The sequence below is a fragment of the Pseudomonas sp. CFBP 8770 genome (assembly GCF_014841705.1).
Lineage (GTDB): Bacteria > Pseudomonadota > Gammaproteobacteria > Pseudomonadales > Pseudomonadaceae > Aquipseudomonas.
The window spans coordinates 365,599-382,522 of record NZ_JACYUL010000004.1; the positions used below are offsets into that span (position 1 = coordinate 365,599).

14 protein-coding genes are annotated in these 16,924 nt (G+C 63.2%); 10 read left to right on the top strand and 4 right to left on the bottom strand.

Annotated elements, in window-relative coordinates; translation table 11 throughout:
• Window position 1: 1 nt before the first annotated feature.
• Complete coding sequence (gene rutB, locus IFT98_RS11370) at window positions 2-742, bottom strand: pyrimidine utilization protein B (protein ID WP_185795166.1); 741 nt, start codon at window positions 740-742, stop codon at window positions 2-4.
• Window positions 742-1,824, bottom strand: a complete 1,083-nt coding sequence (gene rutA / locus IFT98_RS11375) for a pyrimidine utilization protein A (RefSeq protein WP_192048704.1) — start codon at window positions 1,822-1,824, stop codon at window positions 742-744. The genes rutB and rutA overlap by 1 nt, the downstream gene beginning before the upstream one ends.
• 280 nt (window positions 1,825-2,104) lie before the next feature.
• Here rutA and rutR point away from each other — a divergent pair, with 280 nt between their 5' ends.
• The 7 genes from rutR (at window position 2,105) to IFT98_RS11410 (ending at window position 9,444) form a co-directional block, all read left to right on the top strand.
• Window positions 2,105-2,827: an HTH-type transcriptional regulator RutR gene (rutR, locus tag IFT98_RS11380; protein WP_192048706.1), complete on the top strand. Its 723-nt coding sequence runs from the start codon at window positions 2,105-2,107 to the stop codon at window positions 2,825-2,827.
• A 212-nt stretch (window positions 2,828-3,039) separates the two neighbouring features.
• Entirely contained in the window at window positions 3,040-4,131 is a 1,092-nt protein-coding gene (locus tag IFT98_RS11385; protein WP_122795435.1) for a BMP family ABC transporter substrate-binding protein, read from the top strand.
• Window positions 4,128-5,642 (top strand): ABC transporter ATP-binding protein, encoded by a 1,515-nt coding sequence (locus IFT98_RS11390; protein ID WP_192048709.1) that lies wholly within the window; start codon window positions 4,128-4,130, stop codon window positions 5,640-5,642. The genes IFT98_RS11385 and IFT98_RS11390 overlap by 4 nt, the downstream gene beginning before the upstream one ends.
• Complete coding sequence (locus IFT98_RS11395) at window positions 5,635-6,747, top strand: ABC transporter permease (protein WP_192048711.1); 1,113 nt, start codon at window positions 5,635-5,637, stop codon at window positions 6,745-6,747. Before IFT98_RS11390 ends, IFT98_RS11395 begins: the two co-directional genes overlap by 8 nt.
• Complete coding sequence (locus IFT98_RS11400) at window positions 6,747-7,685, top strand: ABC transporter permease (protein ID WP_192048713.1); 939 nt, start codon at window positions 6,747-6,749, stop codon at window positions 7,683-7,685. Before IFT98_RS11395 ends, IFT98_RS11400 begins: the two co-directional genes overlap by 1 nt.
• Before the next feature lie 28 nt (window positions 7,686-7,713).
• Complete coding sequence (locus IFT98_RS11405) at window positions 7,714-8,472, top strand: SDR family NAD(P)-dependent oxidoreductase (protein ID WP_192048715.1); 759 nt, start codon at window positions 7,714-7,716, stop codon at window positions 8,470-8,472.
• A 180-nt stretch (window positions 8,473-8,652) separates the two neighbouring features.
• The gene (locus tag IFT98_RS11410) at window positions 8,653-9,444 is read left to right on the top strand and encodes an outer membrane protein OmpK (protein WP_197976634.1); all 792 of its coding nucleotides are present in this window, start codon (window positions 8,653-8,655) and stop codon (window positions 9,442-9,444) included.
• 29 nt (window positions 9,445-9,473) lie between these two features.
• Here IFT98_RS11410 and IFT98_RS11415 read toward each other — a convergent pair whose 3' ends face one another.
• Window positions 9,474-10,364 carry a LysR family transcriptional regulator gene (locus tag IFT98_RS11415; protein WP_122795441.1) on the bottom strand — a complete coding sequence of 297 codons (891 nt, stop codon included), beginning with the start codon at window positions 10,362-10,364 and terminating at the stop codon, window positions 9,474-9,476.
• Between the two features lie 157 nt (window positions 10,365-10,521).
• Here IFT98_RS11415 and IFT98_RS11420 point away from each other — a divergent pair, with 157 nt between their 5' ends.
• The 3 genes from IFT98_RS11420 (at window position 10,522) to IFT98_RS11430 (ending at window position 14,285) form a co-directional block, all read left to right on the top strand.
• The gene (locus IFT98_RS11420; RefSeq protein WP_192048719.1) at window positions 10,522-11,604 is read left to right on the top strand and encodes a 4-oxalomesaconate tautomerase; all 1,083 of its coding nucleotides are present in this window, start codon (window positions 10,522-10,524) and stop codon (window positions 11,602-11,604) included.
• Window positions 11,605-11,681: 77 nt separating this feature from the next.
• Complete coding sequence (locus tag IFT98_RS11425; RefSeq protein WP_192048721.1) at window positions 11,682-12,986, top strand: CitMHS family transporter; 1,305 nt, start codon at window positions 11,682-11,684, stop codon at window positions 12,984-12,986.
• A 42-nt stretch (window positions 12,987-13,028) separates the two neighbouring features.
• On the top strand, window positions 13,029-14,285 hold the full coding sequence (locus IFT98_RS11430) for an OprD family porin (RefSeq protein ID WP_192048723.1): 1,257 nt from the start codon (window positions 13,029-13,031) through the stop codon (window positions 14,283-14,285).
• Between the two features lie 7 nt (window positions 14,286-14,292).
• Here IFT98_RS11430 and hrpB read toward each other — a convergent pair whose 3' ends face one another.
• Entirely contained in the window at window positions 14,293-16,800 is a 2,508-nt protein-coding gene (hrpB, locus tag IFT98_RS11435) for an ATP-dependent helicase HrpB (RefSeq protein WP_192048725.1), read from the bottom strand.
• Between the last annotated feature and the right edge of the window lie 124 nt (window positions 16,801-16,924).

The following is a 16,924-nucleotide window of genomic DNA, read 5'->3' on the forward strand; positions in this document are numbered from 1 at the left end:
CTCAAGAAGGTTGCCCGACAGGGGCGAAGGTGGTGCAGAAGTCATCGACGCTGGAGACCCAGCCAAAGAAGGTTTCGATGTTGAACAACGCGGCTTGCTGAGCGAATGCGGGGCCCGCCTGATGGGTGGCATCGGCCAGCACCACACCGAAATACTCCAGATGGAAGCCGTCGCGCAGGGTCGACTCGACGCACACGTTGGTGGCAATACCGGTGAACACCAGGTTGCGGATGCCGCGCGCGCGCAGGGTGCTGTCGAACGTGGAGTTGAAGAAGCCGCTGTAACGGGTCTTCGCAACCACGATGTCGCCCGGCTGCGGCTTGAGTTCGTCGACCAGGGCATAGTCCCAACCGCCCTTGGCCAGCAGCTGGCCTTGCAGCTCGGGGCGCTTGCGCATGGTTTTCAGCGCATTGGACTTGTGCCAGTTGGGCGAGCCGGGGCCGCCGGCCTCGACGTAGGCAGGGTCCCAGCCGTTCTGGAAGAAAATCACCGGGATGCCAGCGGCGCGGGCTGCCGAAATGGATCGCTGAATGGCGGCGATCACCGGCCCCGTGCTCGACACATCGAAACCGGCCAGGTCCAAGTAGCCACCGAGTGTGGCGTAGGCGTTCTGCATGTCGACCACCACCAGCGCGGTTTCACTGGCTTTCATGCGCAGCGCTTCGGGGCGTGCAGGCAGTTCACGGGCGGGGTGCGGGTCCAGCGGCAGGGACACGCCGGAAACGTTCACGGGCGTATTCATCACACCGCCTCCAACGTGGGCATCACGTGGCGGCGGCTGCTCATCAGCGGCTGGATCTTGCGGCCGAAGTCTTCGATGCCTTGCACGAAATCATCGAACGTCAGCATCACGCCCTGGGTGCCCGGCACGCTGGCGACTTCGTCGAGCATGCGCGCCACATTGGCCCACGAGCCGACCAGGGTGCCCATGTTGATATTGACCGCCGACGTGGGGTCGGCCATCTGCCGCAGGTTGGAGCTGGCACTTTTGTCTGCCGAGCCCTTCTCGCCCAGCCAGGCAATGGCCTCCTGGTCGGCGCCGGCCTTGATGTGCTCCCAGCGCGCGCGGGCCGCCTCGTCGCTGTCGGCGGCGATGATCATGAACAGCACGCAGGAGGTCACATGGCGCCCGGTCTTCTTGTTGGCCTCGACCAGCGCCTGGGCAGTGGGGGCGAACGCGGTCGGGGTATTCACGCCTTTGCCGAAGCAGAAATTGTAGTCGGCGTATTGCGCCGAGAAGGCCATGCCGGCTTCGCTCTGGCCGGCGCAGATCAGTTTCATGTCGGCCTGCGGACGCGGGCTGACGCGGCAGTCCTGCATGGTGAAGTGCTCACCCTTGAAGTCGCTGCGCCCGGTACTCCACAGGTCGCGCAGTACCTGCGCGTATTCGCCCAGGTACTGGTAACGGGTGCCGAAGAACTCGTCACCGGGCCACAGGCCCATCTGCTCGTACTCCGGCTTCTGCCAGCCGGTGACCAGATTGACGCCGAAGCGGCCATTGGAAATCGAGTCGATGGTTGCCGCCATGCGTGCGGTGATGGCCGGCGGAATGGTCAAGGTGGCGACGGTGGCGAACAACTGGATCTTGCTGGTCACGGCAGCCAGGCCCGCCATCAGCGTGAACGACTCCATGTTGTGTTCCCAGAACTCGGTCTTGCCGCCGAAGCCGCGCAGTTTGATCATCGACAGCGCAAAGTCGAAGCCATAGTGCTCGGCCTTCTGCACGATCTGCTTGTTCAATTCGAAGGTGGGCAAGTACTGCGGCGCGTTTTCGGAAATCAGCCAGCCGTTGTTGCCAATGGGAGTGAAAACACCGATATCCATGTGGGTCCCTCTCTGAGTGATGAACGTTGCGCACCGGACAGGTTGCGCATGAAAGGGTACTTAGCAGGGATCGGGCCATGTTTTATTAAGCTATATATTTCATTAACTTATGCATAAAACTGGCAATCTTGTGGACCAAGTGGTCCGAAGTAGAGCACTTGGTTTGTGCGATTTTCCGGCTGCCGGTGCAAAACGATGCACGACGCTCCCCTGCCTGTATCGTCGGCAGACATTCGCCCGTTATCATGGCCGTCTACATCCAGCTGCAGGTTCCAGTCGCGTGAAAGAACAGCCACCCGTCAACGAGCCCCGTGCCAAGCGCGCGCGCAACGTCAAGCCCAAGCCTGTGGTCAAGGCGACCCGAGAGCCCAGCGCCGCGGCACTCAAGCGCCGGCTGCAACTGATGGAAAGCAAGCGCACCGCCATACTGGGCGCCGCACTGGATGTGTTCTCGCGCTATGGCCTGCACGGCAGCAGTCTCGATCAGGTGGCCACCCGGGCCGATGTGTCCAAGACCAATCTGCTGTACTACTTTTCCAGCAAGGACGACCTTTACCTGAGCGTGCTCAGGCAGTTGCTGGAGGTCTGGCTGAGCCCACTGCAGTACTTCACTGCCGACAAGAACCCGGTAGAGGCCATCGGTGCCTATATAAAAGCCAAGCTCGAACTGTCCCGGGACCACGCAGCGGAATCACGTCTGTTCTGCATGGAGATCATGCAGGGTGCGCCCCTGATGCTCAGTGAACTGCAGCAGCCCTTGCGCGAAACCGTCGACACCAAGGTCGCGGTGATCGAGCACTGGATCGCAACGGGCCAACTGGCGCCGGTCAACCCGCACCACTTCATCTTTTCGCTGTGGGCGACCACCCAGCATTACGCCGACTTCCGCACCCAGGTGGAGGCCGTGACCGGCAAGACCCTGCACGATCCGGTGTTCTTCGAAGAGGTCCTGGTGGGGTTGCGCGGGTTGATACTCGATGGCGTGCGACCGAGAGCGAACTGAGCGCCCCGTAATCGTGCCGGGCGCACAAACCAAGTGCTCTACTTCGGACCAACTGCTCTGAATCAAGCTGGATGAATAACTCAAGCACCTGTTAAACAAGCGTTTTTCTGATATGGCACGGATGCTGCTTCCGAGCTTCGGGCGGCCAAGGGCAGATTTCTGGCCATGGCAGCGCCCTGCTGCCCCACGCTCATATTTCAGGAAGGCGCCTCATGCTCAAGACACTGCTGCCAGGAATGTTGCTCGCCGCTTCGGCCTACGGGACAGGGAGTGCGGCGTACGCCGAGGGCCTCACCCTCAAGGGCCCGGCCAAGATCGCCATGGTCTACATCAGCCCGCGCAACGACGGTGGCTGGACCCAGGCCTTCGACGAAGCCCGCATCAAGCTGGAAAAAAGCCTGGATCAGAAAATCCAGTACGTTGAAAGCGTCCCCGAAAACGCTGCGGCGGTCACCCCGGTGGTCGACCGCCTGATCGCTCGCGGCGCCAACATCATCATCGGCACCGCATTCGGTTACTCCGACACCTTCCTGGCGCTGGCGAAGAAGTACCCAGAGGTAGCCTTCCTCAATGGTTCGGGCACCACCAACGCCGCCAATCTCGAATCCTTCTACGGCCGCACCTACGAAAGCCAGTACCTGTGCGGCATGGCGGCTGGGGCAGCGTCAAAATCAGGCAAGCTGGGCTTCGTTGCCGCCAACCCCTTCGGCCAGGTCAACTGGACCATCAACGCGTACGAACTGGGCGCTCAGCAAATCAATCCCGCTGCCACGGTCACCGTCATCTACACCGGCGCGTGGAACGACCCGGTGAAAGAGCGCGCCGCGACCATGGCGCTGATCGACAACGGCATCGACGTGATCGGCCAGCATGTCGACAGCCCTACTCCGCAGATCGTGGCGCAAGAGCGCGGTATTCATGGCACCGGTCATCATCGGGACCTGAGCGAGTTCGCGCCCAAAGCCACGGTGTGCTCGTCGATGTGGGTGTGGGATCGCTTCCTGACGCCTGAAATCAAGAAAATCATGGCGGGCAACTGGGTACCCGAAGCCAACGGCGCGTTGCTGTCGATGCAGCAGGGCGGCACCGATATCAGCCTGACCAAGGACGCCGCGATCAGCCCCGAGAATCGGGCGAAAATCGAAGCGGCCCGGGCTGAACTGCTGGCAGGCACGAAAACCCTCTACAAAGGCCCCATGGCCGACCGCGATGGCCAGCAGCGGCTTGCTGCAGACCAAGTCATGAGCGATCCGGACCTGTGGAAAATGGACTGGTTCGTCAAAGGCGTGATGACCCAGAAATGAGCCACGCCAACGCGCTTCAACTCACCGGTATCAGCAAATCGTTCGACGGTTTCAAGGCGCTCAGCGAAGCCGACTTCAGCGCACGCTGGGGCGAGGTGCATGCCCTGCTCGGCGAGAACGGCGCCGGCAAGTCGTCCTTGATGAACATTGCCGCAGGCCTGTACGCACCGGAAACCGGCAGCGTGCTGATCGACGATAACAGCGTGCGACTGAACAGCCCGAAGGATGCCAGCCGGCACCGCATCGGCATGGTTCACCAGCACTTCAAACTGGTGCGCCCCTTCACCGTGGCGCAGAACATCCTGCTGGCCCTGCCCGAGCAACCGGGCGAAGGCAGCTATCGCAAGCGCCTTGCAGCGCTTGAGCAGACCATCGCCAGCAAAGCCGAGGAGCTGGGTTTCGTCCTCGATCCGCGCCAGGTGGTAGAGACCCTGTCGGTGGCCGAGCAACAGCGCGTGGAAATCCTCAAGGTGCTGCTGGCCGGGGCGCGCATCCTGATTCTCGATGAACCGACCGCCGTGCTCACCGACCAGGAAGCAGAGCGCTTGCTGAGCACCGTGCAGTCCTTTGCCCGCCAGGGCGCCGCCGTGGTGCTGGTCACGCACAAAATGGCCGATGTGAAACGCTATGCCGACCGGGTCACGGTCATGCGCGGCGGCCGCACGATAAAAACCCTGGACCCGCAGGGCGTCAGCATCGAAGAACTGGTGCGCCTGACGGTGGGCGAGTCGGCGCCCCACGGCGCGGTATTGCCGGCAACGCCTGGCGAGCCGTTGCTGCGGGTCAGGAACCTCACCAGCGTGGCCGGCACCGGCGCGCTGCGGGGCGTCGACCTGACGCTCTGCGCCGGGCAGATCTACGGCATTGCCGGCGTCGGTGGCAACGGCCAGGGCGAGTTGGCCAATGCCCTGATGGGCCTTGAACAACCTACCGAAGGGGATATCCATCTGCAGCCCTTCGGCGACCTGCGCAACGCCAGCGCCGCACAACGTCGGGCCCTGCGCATCGCTGCCATCCCTGCCGATCGATACGGCGCCGCGCTGGCCGGCTCGCTCTCGGTAGCGGAAAACTTCGCCATCGGCCAACTGCACGATGGGCGCTACGGCTCCTTCCTGCGCTTGCGCGGCCAACGCCTGCTGGAAGATGCCGCCCAGGCCGTGGCCGATTTCGATGTGCAGGGTGTTCGCTCGCTGCAGCAGAAAGCGGCGCTGCTCTCGGGCGGCAATGCCCAGAAGCTGGTGATCGCACGCGAGTTCAGCCGTGATCCGCGGCTGATCCTGGTGCATAGCCCCAGCCGTGGCCTGGACGTGCGCGCGAGCCAGGCGGTGCACGCACGCCTGCGCGCCGCGCGTGACGCCGGGGCCGCCGTGCTGGTGATCAGCGAAGACCTTGACGAGGTCATGGCCTTGGCCGATCGCATCGGTGTGATGAATGGCGGCCGCATCGTCGCCGAATTCGACTGCCCGGCAGACCGCCAGGCCATTGGTAAAGCGATGGTAAGCCATGACTGAACTCTCCCAACCCTTGGCCAAGACGCCACGCCAACCCCTGCTCGGCAGACGCTACACGCTGGAGCTGCGCCAGCAGATGGGCTGGAGCGGCCAGGCCCTGGTGATCGGCCTCGCGGTGATCGTCGGCCTGGCCTTGAGCACAGCCATTCTGGTGGCAGCGGGCGTGCCGGCCGATCAACTGCTGGAAGAGTTCGTCGGGCAGACGCTGCTCGATGCCGGCAACTTCAAGGCCGTGCTGTTTCAGGCGGCGCCGATGATCCTGGTCGGCATGGCCGGTTGTCTGGCGTTTCGCGCGCGCTTCTGGAACCTGGGCCTGGAAGGCCAGATGATCTGGGGTGGCATTGGCGCCGCGGCCGTCTCGATCTTCCAGATCGGCCCCGAAGCGTTGCGCCTGCCCTTGATGATGGCATCGGCCATCGCCTGCGCGATGCTCTGGACCCTGGCCCCGGTTCTGCTGAAGTTGCGCCTGAAGGTCAACGAAGTGATCTCGACCCTGATGCTCAACTACATCGCCGCCAACTTTCTGCTGCACCTGCTCTACGGCAGTTGGAAAGACCCCCGGGACAACTTCCCCTACTCACCGGCCTTCCAGCCGTTCGAACGCCTGCCGGACCTGTTCGCCGGCTACAACGTGGCGATCGTCATCGCCCTGGTCATCATGGCCTTGGCTGTGTGGTTCATCAGCGTATCGCGCGCCGGACTGTACCTGCGCTTCGTCGATGCCAACCCAAAGGTTGCCAGCGCGGTCGGCGTCCCCGTACGGCGGATGATCCTCAGCACCGTGTTGCTCTCCGGCGCTCTGGCCGGGGTGGCAGGCTTCATCGTCAGCGCGGGTCAGGAAGGTCGGCTGACCCAGTCGTTCTATCAGGGCTATGGCTTCTCCGGAATCCTCATCGCGTTTCTGGCCCGCAACAACCCGTTCGCGGCCGCCGTGGTCGCGCTCGTGGTGGCGATGCTGTTCGTCGCCGGGCGCAACCTGCAGGTGTTCTACCAGATCCCCTTTTCGATGGTGCAGTTGATCCAGGCCATCCTGGTGATCTGCGTGGCCTCGTCGGACTTCTTCATACGCCACCGTTTGCGGCGCATCCAGGCAGGAGAACAGTGATGGATCTGGTGACTTACTGGCTGAGCAGCGTTCCCGAATTCGCCGTGCCTTTCGCCCTGGCCGCGCTGGGCCTGATCATCATCGAACGCGCAGGCGTGCTGGCCCTGGGCGCCGAAGGCATGATGCTGGTCGGCGCCCTCGCAGGCATCGGCATGCAACTGGCCCTTGGCCTGCCGGGGCTGTCGATGTTGGCGGCCATGGCGGCGGCCATGGCGGCGGCCAGCGCGGTCTCGTTGCTGTTCGCGCTGATGGTGCTGGTACTGCGCATCAACCAGGTCATCGCCGGCCTGGCCCTGGTATTTTTCTGCCAGGGCCTGACCGGGTTGCTCGGCACCTTGCTGGGCTGGACCAATCGTCCGGTCAGCGGTTTGCAGGCCGCGGAGCTCTGGCCATTGAGCGAGCTACCGGTGGTCGGCGGCCTGTTCAGACAGAACCCGATGGTGTTCCTCACCGTGCTGATCTTTGTCGCGGTGGTCTGGTTTCTCAACCGAACGCGCACAGGACTCAAGCTGCGCGCCGTTGGCGAAAACCCCCAGGCCGCCGATGCCGCGGGTCTGCCGGTGCTGCGCTATCGACTGGCGGCAATTCTGGCCGGCAGCGCATTGATGGGCCTGGCGGGCGGCTTCATCGCCGTGCTCAGCACCAAGATGTGGATCGCCGACATGACCGGTGGCCGTGGCTGGATCGCCATCGCGCTGGTGATTTTCGCCCGCTGGTCGCCCTGGCGCGCCTTTGCTGGTGCCCTGCTGTTCGGCGGCATCGAGGCGTTGATCCCGCAACTGGCCGCCGCCGGGGTGCAACTGCCGCAATATTTCATGCTGATGACCCCCTATGCCGTGACCCTGGCAGTGATGATCTGGGTCGCTGCCAGCAAGCGCGCAGGCGCCAGCCAGCCTGGTGCATTGGGCGAACCCTACGTTCGCGAAGAGCGCCGTTGACCGATTTTTGAGCTATCGAGGTTTCCACATGAGCGGTACTGTTTTCATCACCGGCGCAACGTCCGGTTTCGGCCGGGCAACGGCCCGTCGTTTTGCGCGGGCGGGCTGGTCGTTGATTCTCACCGGGCGGCGCCTGGAGCGCTTGCATGCCCTGCAGGATGAACTGGGTGCGCGCGTGCCCGTGCATGTCGCCGCCATGGATGTGCGCGATGCCGCGGCCGTCGCCGCAGTGGTCGCCGGCTTGCCCGAGGCTTTCCAGGGCGTGACGGCACTGATCAACAATGCCGGCCTGGCCCTGGCACCCGTGCCGGCGCAGCAGGCCAGCCTCGACGACTGGCACACCATGATCGACACCAACGTCACCGGCCTGGTCAACGTTACCCACGCGGTCCTGCCGGCGCTGCTGGAAACCGGCGCCGGCGCGAGCATCATCAACATCGGCTCGATCGCCGGTGCATGCCCCTATCCCGGCAGTCACGTGTATGGCGCGAGCAAGGCCTTCGTCAAACAGTTTTCCTATAACCTGCGCTGCGATTTGCTGAGCACGGGCGTACGCGTCACCGACGTGGCCCCCGGTATCGCCGAAACCGAATTCACCCTGGTGCGCACCCAGGGCGACGAGCAGGCTGCAGGCCAGGTGTATCAAGGCACGACCCCACTGACGGCAGACGATATCGCCGAGCAGATTTTCCACGTCGCCACACTGCCCGCCCACATCAATATCAACCGCCTGGAAATGGTCCCCGTGCGCCAGGCCTGGGGACCGTTCGCGATTGACCGCGATTGAACAAGAAGCGTCGTACAACCGGTTTCGGTTTTCAAGACGCCATTGCGCTACACCCCTGCGCGTTGTGCAGGTTCAGCTATCGAACTGCGTGGTCTGCCCATCAATACGGCGCCCGGTCCTGGACATTTGTCGGACGAATACCGGTGCGCTCCAAATAAAACATTGATTGATGGGTAAAACATGAAGAACGCTTGGGGAGCATCACTGTGCATGTTGGGTCTGCTGGGGGCAGGTGCCGCACATGCGCAAGGACCATTGTTGTGGCATGGCGAAAGTGTGTCGTATCTGTACGGCAAAAATTACAATGTCGATCCGGCCATCCAGCAAACCATCACGCTGGAACATGCCAGCGCATGGACGTGGGGCGATCTGTTCGCCTTCGTCGATAACAGTTGGTACAACGGCGCCCGGTCCGGCAACGGCAATTACAGTTTGTATGGCGAGTTCAGCCCGCGCTTCAGCGCCGGCAAGCTGCTGGGCCAGGACCTGTCGTTCGGGCCGGTGAAAGACATACTGCTGGCCACCACCTACGAGTTCGGCGATGACGACGTAGACGCCTACCTGATAGGTCCGGGCTTCGATCTGGCCATTCCCGGCTTCGACTATTTCCAGTTGAATTTCTACTACCGCAAACCCGACGGCAACCGCGTGCCTTCCGGTGCCTGGCAGATCACCCCGGCCTGGTCCTATACCCTGCCGCTGGGCAACTCGAACCTGTTGATCGACGGTTTCATCGACTGGGTGGTGAACAACAAGAGCGGCCATGGCAATGGCCAGGCGGATTACCACGCCAACCTGCACTTCAACCCGCAGATCAAGTATGACTTGGGTAAAAGCCTGGGCTATGAAGCTAAGCACTTGTACGTCGGCGTCGAATATGACTATTGGTCCGACAAGTACGGCATCAAGGATGACGGCTCTTTCACTACCGACCAAGACACCGCGAGTTTGTTGGTGAAGTACCAGTTCTAGCTCTGTCGGGGCTGCCCATGCCGAGGTGTTTATTGCGGCCACTGCTCCAGCAAGATCGCAACGAACTTCTCGGCAGCGGGCGAGAGCGAGCTGCCCCGTCGCGTGACCAGGCCCAGGGTTCGGTCCACGACAGGTTCGATCAGCGGTACGCTCACCAGGGTGGGATGCTCCCCGGCCGGCATGGCCAGGCTGGGCATCACCGAAATACCCAGCCCGGCCTCGACCAGCCCCAGTGACGTGGACAGGTGCTGCACCTCGTAGAACCATTTCAATCGCCAGGGCAGCCCTGCCAGGGCGTTGTCGAGCAGCATGCGATTGCCGCTCAGCCTTCCCACCCCGATCAGTTGATGGCCGGCCAGCTCGGTCCACTTCACCGACTTGCGGCTCGCCAGTTCATGGTCGCGCCGGCAGGCCAGCACGAACGGCTCCTTGACCAGGGCATGGAACTCGATGTCCGGATGCTGGCCGCTCATCATGTTGATACCGAAATCCGCTTCGCCGCGCAGAACGGCCTCCAGCCCCTCGTTGGCACTCAGGTCCAGAAGCCTGATGCGAATCTGCGGATATTGCTGGTTGTAGATACGAATGACCGACGGCAGGAAATAGAACGCCGCCGTAGGAATGCACGCCAGAGTCACCTGACCCACCTGCCGTTCCGCCAGCTCCTTGATGTTGAGAATGGAGTCTTCGAAATCGTCGAGCAGGCGTCGCGCCTTGGGCAGGAAATCGCGACCGACGCTGGTCAGGCTGACCCGTCGTGTCGTGCGATCGAGCAAGGCCGTACCCAGCCCCTCTTCCAGCTTCTTGATACGCCGGGTGAGTGCCGGCTGCGAAATGTGCAGGTGATCCGCAGCCTCGTGAAAACTGCCAACTTCGGCGATTTTCACGAACGATCGTATATCGACCAGCTCATATTGCATGAATTTCTTTCCTCAAATACTGGATCGGAGCGACAGGTGATTATTCTGTTTGATGGAATAATCACTACGATCTTTGCATTGGATCTACCAAATCAAGCTGTGTAAATCTTCACTCCAATACATCAATGACGTCCATTGATTACCAGAGTCGTGACTTATGCAACTGATTCCTTGCGTACTGATGCGTGGCGGGACCTCCAAAGGGCCAGTGTTTCTGGCGTCCGATTTACCGGTCAGATCCGAAGAGCGCGACGAGATGCTGCTGGACGCGATGGGCTCCGGGCACGAGCTGGAGATCGATGGCATTGGCGGCGGCAGCCCACAGACCAGCAAGGTGGCCATCGTCTCTCGCTCCGATCACCCGGACGCGGACGTGGACTACCTGTTCGTCCAGGTGATGGTTTCGCAACGACGCGTGGACACCGCGCCCAACTGCGGCAACATGCTCTGCGCAGTCGGCCCGTTCGCCATCGATCAGGGCCTTGTCCAGGCACAGTCGGGGGTGACTCAGGTGCGCATCCGCAACCTCAATACCGGCACGTTCATCTGCGCCGATGTGTGCACGCCCGACGGCAAGGTCACCTACGAAGGCGATACCGCGATCGACGGCGTACCCGGTACGGCCGCCCCGGTGGGGCTGACCTTTCTGGATGCCGCCGGCAGCAAGACCGGCAAGCTGTTTCCCACCGGCGCCACGGTGGACTGGTTGGGCGACGTGCCCGTCACCTGCATCGACATGGCCATGCCGATGATGCTGGTCGAAGCGGCTCAGCTGGGCAAGACCGGCAGCGAAAGCCCGGCAGAACTCGACGCCGACAAGGACTTCCTGCACAGACTGGAAACCCTTCGCCTGCGCGCCGGGCAACTGATGGGGTTGGGTGACGTCACCGACAAAGTCATTCCCAAGCCTGTACTGGTTGCCCCGGCTCAGGCCGGCGGTACGCTGCAGGTGCGCTACTTCATGCCGCACAATTGCCACACGGCGCTGGCCATCACCGGTTCGATCGGCTTGGCGACCGCCTGTGTCACCGACGGCACAGTGCTGGAACGCATGCTCGGCCAGCGCCATGAGAAGCGTTTGACCACCGTGAAGATCGAACACCCCAGTGGCGCCATCGAAGTCGGCCTGTCTTACGTAGGTCACAATGCCAGCATCGTAAGGGCGTCGGTGGTCAGAACCGCGCGCAGGCTTTTCTCAGGCAGTGTCCATGTTCCCAATGCTCAACGGCTGGCCGGTTGAGGCAGTACTCGCTTCAACCTGATCGACCTGCTTCTGCATCAGCGCAACTCCCCAAATAACTACAAGAGATAACTCATATGCTGGCGCTGTTAGGCTTAGCCATGGTGGTCGTGTTCACCTACCTGATCATGTCCAAACGCTTGTCCCCCATCGTCGCACTGACCGTGGTGCCGATCGTGTTCGCCATCATCGGCGGATTCGGCGGCACCACCGGCAAGATGATCCTCGATGGCCTGAAAGTGGTCGCCCCGTCTGCCGCGCTGCTGTTGTTCGCCATCCTGTTCTTCGGCCTGATGATCGACTCCGGCCTGTTCGACCCGCTGATTCGCAAGATTCTCAAGAAGGTCAATGGCGACCCGGTGAAGATCGCCATCGGCACCGCGCTGTTGTCGCTGACCGTTGCGCTGGATGGCGATGGCACCACCACCTACATGATCACCTGCGCGGCCATGTTGCCCCTGTACAAGCGCATCGGCATGAACCCGATGGTTCTGGCCACCGTAGCCATGCTGGCGCTGGGCATCATGAGCGGCATGTCGCCCTGGGGCGGCCCCGCCACCCGTGCCATTGCCGTGTTGGGCATTGATGCGAGCGAGTATTTCATTCCGCTGTTGCCGACGATGGCGGGCGGCGCCGCCTGGGTGGTGTTCACCGCGTACCTGCTGGGCAGGGCCGAGCGCAAGCGCATCGGCAGCGTGCAGTTGCAAAGCGGCGGTGGCGATTGCTACATCGAGGCGATCCTTGGCGATCAACCGCACAAGCGGCCCAAGCTGGTCTGGATCAACCTGTTGCTGGTGATCGGCGTCATGGTGGCGCTGGTGATGGGGCTGGCCCACTCGGCGGTGCTGTTCCTGATCGGTTTCGTGCTGGCGCTGATGATCAACTACCCGCAGCTGGACATCCAGAAGGAGCGCATTCTCGCCCACTCCGGCAACGCCATGACGGTGGTTCTGCTGGTCTTCGCGGCGGGCGTATTCGCTGGCATCTTCAGCGGCACCAAGATGGTCGATGCGCTGGCCCAATCGCTGGTCGACATGATTCCTCCATCATGGGGCCACCTGTTTCCGCTGGTGGTCGCGGTCACCAGCATGCCGTTGACCTTCGTGCTGTCCAACGACGCCTATTACTTCGGTGTGGTACCGATCCTGGCCAACGCCGCGGCCGCCTATGGCATCTCCCCCGTGGAAATCGCCCGCGCCTCCATCCTCGGCCAGCCCGTGCACTTGATGAGCCCGCTGGTAGCGTCCACGTTATTGCTGGTCGGCATGGTCGACCGCGACATCGGCGACTTTCAGAAGGCAACCGTCAAATGGGCGGTGCTGACCTCCCTGGTAGTGACCGCCCTGGCACTGCTGACAGGTGCAATCACCTTGTTCGCGTGAACGTAACCCCCCGCTATTCATAACAAGAAGAGAGTTCATCTGATGCGTACAACCCTGATCGGCGGGTTCGCCTTGCCGTGCCTGAGCGTATTGTTCCAAGGCTCGGCACTGGCTCAAGGTTTCATCGAAGACAGCACCTTGAAACTGCAACTTCGCAACGTGTACTTCAACGAAAACTTCCGCGACGAAAACGGCCTGGGCGCACGCGCGGCGGCCACTGCAAAAAGCGAGCGAACCGAATGGGCGCAGGGCGTGCTGCTGGATTTCCAATCCGGCTATACCCCAGGCACCGTCGGCGTGGGCTTCGATGCCCTGGGCCTGTTGGGCGTCAAGCTCGACTCCGGTCGCGGCCGCAGCGGCACAGGGCTGCTGCCCGTGCACAGCGATGGCCGCGCCGCCGACGAGTCGACCAGCCTGGGCCTCACTGCCAAGGCGCGCTTCGCGCACACCGTGGTCAAGCATGGCACGCTGCTGCCGAAGACCCCGGTATTGGTCTACAACGATGCACGCCTGGTGCCGCAGACTTATCAAGGCACCCAACTCGTCAGCAAGGATTTCGAAGGCTGGCTGCTCACCGCCGGCCAACTCGATCAGTTCAAGCTGCGTGACTCCACCGACAGCCGCTCGATCATCCCCGACGGGTATTCCGGCAGGGAGGGTGGCGACTTCACCTATGCCGGCGCCGACTACACCGTGAACAAGCAGCTGCGACTCAGCTACTTTCTTGGCCAGCTCGACGACTTCTACAGCCAGGACTTCTTCGGCCTGCTGCACACCCTGCCGCTGGGCGCCGGCGTACTGACCAGCGACCTGCGCTATTTTTTCAGCCGGGATGAGGGCAACCACTATTCCGGACAGATCGACAATGGCATGTTCAGCGGTCAGTTGAGCTTCGCGATTGCAGGCCACACCGTTGCCGCCGGCTACCAGCAGCTCCACGGCGACGGCGGCTTGCCCTACATCAACGGCGCTACCGTGTACTCGTTCAGCAACGTCGGCATCGGCAAATTCATCGAGGAAGATGAAAAGACCTGGCTCGCCAGTTACGGATACGACTTCAAGAACCTGGGTTTCCCCGGCCTGAGTTTCATGACCCGTTACATCAGCGGCTCGGACGGCAAGTCGGGCCCTGCCGGCGTGAACGAGTGGGAGCGCGACATCGAACTGGCCTACGTGGTACCGACCGGTACCCTGAAGGGCCTGGGGGTAAAGCTGCGCAACTACGTCTATCGCTCCGACACCGCACGCGGGCGCGACAGCAATCGGCTGTACCTGACGTATGACATTGCGGTCTGGTAGGTGGGGTTTACTTGCGCGGTTTGATGCGCGCCGTGGGTTCGGCCACCAACGGATCCTCCGGCCAATAATGCTTTGGATACCGCCCCTTCAAATCCTTCTTCACTTCCTCGTAGGTGTTGGCCCAGAAACTGGCCAGGTCCTGGGTCACCTGCACCGGCCGCCGCGCTGGAGACAGCAGGTGCAGTTTCACCGCCTGCCGCGCACCGGCTATGCGCGGGGTTTCAGCCAGGCCGAACAGCTCCTGCAAACGCACCGCCAGAATTGGCGGGTGCTCGCTGTAGTCCAGGCGTACCGATGACCCTGACGGCACGGCGATGTGGGTTGGCGCCAGCTCGTCGAGTTTCTGTGGCAGCGGCCAGGGCAAGCTGTTGCGCAGGATGGAGGACAGGTCGAGCTGGCCGAAGTGGCTGAGGCGTGTGACCTTGCCCAGGTAGGGCAGCAGCCAGTGTTCCAGCTGCTTAAACAACGCCGCGTCGCTGACGTCAGGCCAAGGGTTCTGGGTGTCCAGCGCGCGCAGCAGCGCGACCCGCGCCTGCCACTGGCGCAGTTCCGGGGTCCAGGGCAGCAGCTCCAGGCCCTTGCGCCGCACCAGCCCGAGCAGCGCGGTGGCGCGCGCGTCGGCGTCCAGCCCTGGCAGCGGTTCGCGGCTGAGGATCAGTTCACCGACCTTGCGCTGGCGTTCGGCGCGCAGGACGCCCTCGCGCTCGTCCCAGTCCAGGTGATCGACGCGGCTGACCTGTTCGGCCAGCACCGTATCGAACAACCCGGGATCGAACTCGGCAGCCAGGTAGATGCGTTCTTCACGCTGTCCCTGGCGGCTGCCCAGGTCGGCGATGACGATCCAGGCTTGTTTCATCAAGCCGTCCACCTCGCCGAACAAGGCAGCGCGGCCGTTGGCGAGGCGATACTCGGCGCCGCCTTCGCGACGCTGCTGGGCCACGCGATCCGGGTAGGCCAGGGCCAGCAGGCAGCCCAGCCAGCGCGGGTGCGCAGGGTTCTCGACCGGCTTCGCCGGCCTGCCACGCAAGTAGCCGCGGTACTGCCGGGACAACTGCCGTATGCGTTGCACGGCGCCGTGGCTCTGGCGCTGGGCCTTCTGCTCGCCTGACAGCAACACGAGGCGGCTGTGCAGGTCGGCACCGGCACCGCGCAAAATGTCGCGTTCACCTAACAATGCTGCGACATCGCAGGCCATGTCGCCGAGGCCCAAGGCATGGCCGCGCAACAACAGATGAGCGATGCGCGGGTGCGCCGGCAACTGCGCCATGGCTTGGCCATGGGGGCTGAGACGGCCGTCGGGCAGGCGTGCGCCGAGGCGCAGCAACAGGTCCTGCGCTTGGGCATACGCCGCGCCGGGCGGCTGGTCCAGCCAGGTCAATTGAGCCGGCTCGACACCCCAGCGTGACAATTGCAGGGCCAGGCCGGCGAGGTCGGCCTGGAGGATTTCCGGGCTGCCGTAGGCCGCCAACTGGGCGTGCTGGTCTTCGGACCACAACCGATAACACACGCCCGGCTCCAGGCGCCCTGCCCGTCCGGCCCGCTGGGTGGCGCTGGCGCGGGAGATGCGCTGGGTGTCCAGGCGGGTCATGCCGCTGCCTGGATCGAAACGCGGTACGCGGGCCAGGCCGGCGTCGATGACCACGCGCACGCCGTCGATGGTCAGGCTGGTTTCGGCAATGTTGGTCGCCAGCACGACCTTGCGCTTGCCACAGGGCGCAGGCTCGATCGCGGCGCGCTGGGCATTGAGGTCCAGCTCGCCATGCAGCGGGCACAGCAGCACATTCACATTACCAGCCAGGGCTTCGGCCAACTGCTGATGCACGCGGCGGATCTCGGCCTGGCCCGGCAGGAATACCAGCAGGCTGCCGGTCTGTTCATCGAGGGCGTCGAGGCAGGTCTGCACCACTCTTGGCTCGATGAACTCACCCGGCTGCCACGGCCGCCCCCAGCGCACGTCCACCGGGTACATGCGGCCCTCGCTGCGCAATACCGGGGCATCGTCGAGCAATGCCGACAGGCGCTCGCCTTCCAGGGTGGCGGACATCAGCAGGATCTTCAGCGGCGGCTCGTCACGCAGCAGCTCCCGGCCGTTGAGGCTCAAGGCCAGCGCGAGGTCGGCATCCAGACTGCGTTCGTGGTACTCGTCGAAGATCACCAGCCCCACCCCGTCGAGGGCCGGATCATCCTGCAGGCGCCGGGTGAGAATACCCTCGGTCACGACCTCGATACGGGTGTTCGGACCTACCTTGCTGTCCAACCGGATGCGGTAGCCGACCGTCTCGCCGACCTGCTCGCCCAACTCACTGGCCAGCCGCTCGGCCGCCGCCCGCGCGGCCAGGCGCCGCGGTTCGAGCATGAGAATGGTCTGCCCGGCCAGCCAAGGCTCGTGCAGCAGCGCCAGGGGCACGCGAGTGGTCTTGCCCGCGCCGGGCGGGGCTTCGAGCACCGCTTCATGGCGCTCGGCCAGGGCTTGGCGCAGGGCAGGCAGGACGGCGTCGATGGGTAGCGAGATCATGAAGGCTCCAGGTCGGGCGCGAAGTATAACGCCGCTCCGAGGTGCAGGCGCCGAGCACGTATGGATAGCACGCCAAGGTCTGCGAACCGACCTTCGAGGAACACGGTCTTTCCTCTCGGTTTTA

Bases quoted from the DNA above. Each gene is read 5' to 3' on its own strand.
- rutB (WP_185795166.1), bottom strand. From the start codon at position 742: ATGAATACGCCCGTGAACGTTTCCGGCGTGTCCCTGCCGCTGGACCCG.
- rutA (WP_192048704.1), bottom strand. From the start codon at position 1,824: ATGGATATCGGTGTTTTCACTCCCATTGGCAACAACGGCTGGCTGATT.
- IFT98_RS11385 (WP_122795435.1), top strand. From the start codon at position 3,040: ATGCTCAAGACACTGCTGCCAGGAATGTTGCTCGCCGCTTCGGCCTAC.
- IFT98_RS11390 (WP_192048709.1), top strand. From the start codon at position 4,128: ATGAGCCACGCCAACGCGCTTCAACTCACCGGTATCAGCAAATCGTTC.
- IFT98_RS11395 (WP_192048711.1), top strand. From the start codon at position 5,635: ATGACTGAACTCTCCCAACCCTTGGCCAAGACGCCACGCCAACCCCTG.
- IFT98_RS11400 (WP_192048713.1), top strand. From the start codon at position 6,747: ATGGATCTGGTGACTTACTGGCTGAGCAGCGTTCCCGAATTCGCCGTG.
- IFT98_RS11405 (WP_192048715.1), top strand. From the start codon at position 7,714: ATGAGCGGTACTGTTTTCATCACCGGCGCAACGTCCGGTTTCGGCCGG.
- IFT98_RS11410 (WP_197976634.1), top strand. From the start codon at position 8,653: ATGAAGAACGCTTGGGGAGCATCACTGTGCATGTTGGGTCTGCTGGGG.
- IFT98_RS11415 (WP_122795441.1), bottom strand. From the start codon at position 10,364: ATGCAATATGAGCTGGTCGATATACGATCGTTCGTGAAAATCGCCGAA.
- IFT98_RS11420 (WP_192048719.1), top strand. From the start codon at position 10,522: ATGCAACTGATTCCTTGCGTACTGATGCGTGGCGGGACCTCCAAAGGG.
- IFT98_RS11425 (WP_192048721.1), top strand. From the start codon at position 11,682: ATGCTGGCGCTGTTAGGCTTAGCCATGGTGGTCGTGTTCACCTACCTG.
- IFT98_RS11430 (WP_192048723.1), top strand. From the start codon at position 13,029: ATGCGTACAACCCTGATCGGCGGGTTCGCCTTGCCGTGCCTGAGCGTA.
- hrpB (WP_192048725.1), bottom strand. From the start codon at position 16,800: ATGATCTCGCTACCCATCGACGCCGTCCTGCCTGCCCTGCGCCAAGCC.